The organism is Anaerotruncus sp. AF02-27, assembly GCF_003465835.1.
Classification (GTDB): Bacteria; Bacillota; Clostridia; order Oscillospirales; family Ruminococcaceae; genus Anaerotruncus; species Anaerotruncus rubiinfantis.
The window spans coordinates 1-4,148 of the sequence record NZ_QSBX01000057.1 but is presented as its reverse complement, the minus strand read 5'-3'; the positions used below and the strand labels follow the sequence as shown (position 1 = coordinate 4,148).

The 4,148-nt window shown below is 53.4% G+C and carries 4 protein-coding genes and 1 pseudogene; 4 read left to right on the top strand and 1 reads right to left on the bottom strand.

Going from position 1 to position 4,148, the window contains the following annotated elements; genetic code table 11:
* Both DWV16_RS18655 and DWV16_RS18650 read left to right on the top strand, forming a co-directional pair.
* Positions 1–1,746, top strand: a 1,746-nt coding sequence (locus DWV16_RS18655) for a YodL domain-containing protein (RefSeq protein ID WP_118480944.1), incomplete at its 5' end; no start/stop codon positions are given.
* Between the two features lies 1 nt (position 1,747).
* Positions 1,748–1,963, top strand: coding sequence for a transposon-transfer assisting family protein (locus tag DWV16_RS18650; RefSeq protein ID WP_003526257.1), 216 nt, complete (start codon positions 1,748–1,750; stop codon positions 1,961–1,963).
* Positions 1,964–2,059: 96 nt separating this feature from the next.
* Here DWV16_RS18650 and DWV16_RS18645 read toward each other — a convergent pair whose 3' ends face one another.
* The gene (locus DWV16_RS18645; protein ID WP_118480942.1) at positions 2,060–2,827 is read right to left on the bottom strand and encodes a hypothetical protein; all 768 of its coding nucleotides are present in this window, start codon (positions 2,825–2,827) and stop codon (positions 2,060–2,062) included.
* On the opposite strand from DWV16_RS18645, the gene DWV16_RS18640 reads away from it, so the two are divergent.
* The gene (locus DWV16_RS18640; RefSeq protein ID WP_117472346.1) at positions 2,814–3,170 is read left to right on the top strand and encodes a TnpV protein; all 357 of its coding nucleotides are present in this window, start codon (positions 2,814–2,816) and stop codon (positions 3,168–3,170) included. The two genes, DWV16_RS18645 and DWV16_RS18640, sit on opposite strands and share 14 nt — an antisense overlap.
* 110 nt (positions 3,171–3,280) lie before the next feature.
* Positions 3,281–4,148: pseudogene (locus DWV16_RS18635) on the top strand (DEAD/DEAH box helicase); the annotation flags it as partial.

The following is a 4,148-nucleotide window of genomic DNA, read 5'->3' as shown; positions in this document are numbered from 1 at the left end:
ACCGGAGAAAACAGCTTCGGCTATATTGCAAGCTGGAGTCAGGGCAAGGAACTGAAAGAGCTGAGAGCCAGTTTGGAGACCATCAATAAGACCTCCGGCACTTTGATCTCTGACATTGAGCGCCACTATAAGGAAATCTGCAAAGAGCGTGGGATTGATCCCCATGCAAAGGCAGAGCCGGAAACCGCCCCGATAGAGCAGCCAACCGGCAATCTGACCTACTATGTAGCAGAGTGCATGGAGTTTCCAAACCTCGGAGAATACCACGATAATCTGTCTTTGGAAGAAGCTGTCCGCATTTATCAGGAGATTCCAGCAGAGCGAATGAACGGGATCAAAGGAATTGGTTTTGAGCTGAAAGACGGAAGCGACTATGAAGGACCTTTTCCGATTTTGACCGGCCAGACCATTGACCTGGACACCATCCAGGCAATCGACTATTACCGTGATAATCCGCTGGTACAGAAAGCGGTAAAGGAACTGGCTGCGGCTATGCCGGAAATGGAGGTGCTGAGGGCAAACGCCAACCAGCAGGAGGCTTTGTTTCTGATCAACGATACTACCTATCTTCATATCCAACCTTGTGACAGCGGATGGGACTACACTCTTTACGATGCTGCGTCCATGAAAGAGCTGGATGGTGGTCAGCTGGATATGCCGGAGCTTTCCTGCATGAAGGCAGTTCTCCAGATTTGTGATGATAACGATCTGGACAGCACTTCGCTCAGACGCACTCCCTTGTCTATGGTTGAGACCTTGCAGGAAGCTGCTTATCAGCAGATGCAGGCAGAGGCAAGTCAGATGACCGCTTCTGCCCAGCTGCCGGAAGCGCAGGAGCAGGCACTGGATGAATACCCCATGCCGGATGAGCAGGTCTCCACACCGGATATGCAGGAATATGGCTACTCCTATGATGGGATGCTCCCTGTTACCAGAGAACGGGCGCTGGAACTGGATGCCGCCGGTTTGACCGTCTATGTGCTGCATGAGGACAATACGGAGAGCATGGTGTTTGACCCGCAGGAAATCATGGATCATGGCGGTCTTTTCGGTGTGGACCATGAGGAATGGGAGAAAAGCCCTCAGTTCCACGAAAAGGTCATGGAGCGTCAGGAACATCAGCAGGAACGCGAACAGGCATTTCTCTCTCAGAACAGAGATTGCTTTGCCATCTATCAGGTAAGTAGTGACGATCCGCAGAATGTGCGCTTTATGAATCTGGATTGGTTAAAGTCCCATGACATTTCCATAGACCGCAGCAATTATGACCTCATTTACACAGCTCCTCTGAGGGAGTCTGGCACTGTGCCGGAGCAGCTGGAAAAACTCTATCAGCAATTCAATCTGGAAAAGCCCGTGGACTTTCACAGTCCCTCCATGAGCGTCAGCGACATCGTTGCAATCAGGCAGGACGGTAAGGTATCCTGTCATTACTGTGACAGCGTTGGTTTTACCCAGATCCCCGGATTCCTGCCAGAAAACCCGCTGAAAAATGCGGAAATGGCCCTGGAGGACGATTACGGCATGATCGACGGTATCATCAACAATGGCGCAAAAGAACCCACGGTGGCAGAACTGGAACAGCAGGCCCGAAGCGGTCAGCCCATTTCCCTGATGGAGTTGGCAGCCGCCACCCATCGGGAGGAACGGGAAAAGAAAAAGTCCGTCATGGAGCAGCTGAAAGGCCAGCCCAAGACAGAACACAAAAAGACAGCACCCAAAAAGAGTGCGGAAAGGGAGATTTGATATGGGAAACTTTACTTTTGAGGAAATGAACCTGATGTGCATTTACAATACCGGCAGCCGCACCGGGCTGATTGACAGTCTGCGTGAGATGCGCGGCGAGCTTTCGCCGGAGGAAACGGAGCTGAGAGAGTTGACCGACAGCGCCCTTACGAAGCTCTGTGCGATGACCGATGAGAAGTTTGCCGAACTGGAGCTGTACCCGGATTTTGACCAGTAAACACCATAACCGCAGGGATGGGGTGGCAAATTGCCACCCCGCCTTTTTACCCCAAAACTGAAAGGAGGACAGAACACTATGCCAACCAAAGCTGAACTATATGCGCAGATGGCGGACAAGGTGGCAACACAGCTCACGGGGAGCTGGCAGGAATGGGCAGGGTTTCTCACTACTGCTTCCCGCCTTTACAAGTACCCGTTCCATGAGCAGCTGATGATCTATGCCCAGCGACCGGACGCCACCGCCTGTGCGGAGTACGATTTGTGGAATGAAAAGATGGGCCGTTATGTAAGGCGCGGTTCCAAGGGAATCGCTCTGGTGGATGATTCCGGGGACAGACCTCGCCTGCGTTATGTCTTTGACATTTCCGACACCGGAACCCGTGAACATTCCCGCACTCCCTGGCTGTGGCAGTTGGAGGAGCGCCATCTGGATTCCGTGCAGGCCATGCTGGAGCGCACCTATGATGTTTCCGGTGATGACCTTGCCGGACAGCTCACGGAGGTAGCCGGAAAACTGGCCGAGGAATACTGGACGGAGCATCAGCAGGACTTCTTCTATATCGTTGACGGTTCCTTTTTGGAGGAATATGATGAGTATAACATCGGAGTGCAGTTCAAGGCAGCCGCCACCGTCAGCATCACTTACGCTTTGATGTCCCGCTGTGGACTGGAGCCGGAACGCTACTTCGACCACGAAGATTTCATGGCGATCTTTGATTTCAACACCCCGTCCACCATCGGGGCGCTGGGAACAGCGGTCAGCCAGATCAACCAGCAGGTGCTGCGGCAGATCGGCGTTACCGTCCGAAATGCAGAGCGCGAAGCCAACCAAGAAAGGAGCAAGCAAGATGAACAATCCCATGACCTACATCCAGAACGGAGACTATCAGATTCCCGACCTGAAGCTGAGCCAGCAGCCAGAGAAACCCCTGGGCAAGTACGGCAGGATGAGGAAAACCTACCTGAAAGAACACCGTCCCATCCTCTACAACCAGATGTTGCTGAGCGAGAAGCTGTACCCGCACCTCATCGAGATCGACGAGACCGCCCAGAGCAGATTGGAACAGATGATGCCCCAGCTGGCGAAGGAAGCGGGAGCCACCGAGGAACTGAAAGCCAGCGATCCCATGAAGTGGGTGGGCCTGATGAACACCTGCAAAGCCCAGGCAGAGGAGATCCTGATGGCGGAGCTTATCAACAGCTGACCCTAAACCTGTTCCTCTCCGAAGCGGAGCAGATCCAATCCATAGATGAAGCAGAGAATGTAGCGCATACATCCTCTGCTTTTTCTTTTGCCCAAAATGATATTGACCATGTGCTGCGTTTGGGCGGCAATACAGACCGCCAGAGAGAGCGTGTGGTTGCTGCCTTTGAGAAGCAGAAAACCACCGCTGAGATTGCCGAGATACTGAAAACGCTGTACCACGGCGGCAACGGCCTTGGCAGTGTGAGCGCATGGTATGCCGAGGATGGTATCCATCTTTCCCACGGGAAGTCTGTCCGTTATGACAGGTCTGCCCAGGTCATTTCCTGGGAGAGCGCCGCAGAGCGTATCGGGGAGCTTTTGGAGAGCGGCCAGTTTGCCTCCAATGTGGAGCTTGCAGAAGCGGCAGGCTATGAACGCTCCCTCCTCTCGGAAAAGCTCTGGTATCTGTATCACGATCTCAGTGAGGGTGCCAGAGAAGCCGGATATTTGTCTTGCCTGTCAGAAATCAAAGGTAATGGTTTCCCGGAGGAGACCCGCCGCCTGACGGAGCAGTTGAATGACCCGGCTTTCCGCCAGACACTCAAGGAAGAATACGCCGCCTTCTGGACTGCCTATCAGCAGGACCGTGACCTGTTGCGTTTTCACTATCATAGACCGAGGGAGATCTGGGAGAACCTGAAGGACCTTGACCTGCCCCGCAGGACTTTTTCTTCAGACCTTACCCAAGTGCCAACCGTCCAGCATTTCATTACCGAGGATGAGATCGACGCCGCCATGACCGGCGGCAGCAGTTTTGCCGGAGGAAAAGGCCGTATCTATGCGTTCTTCATGGAAAACCATACGGATAAGGAGAAAGTAAGATTCCTCAAAGATGAGTATGGTATTGGCGGACGCTCTCATGCCCTGTCCGGCGCAACACACAGCGGCGAAGATCACGATGGGAAAGGACTGCACTATAAAAAGCAGGACTGCCCGG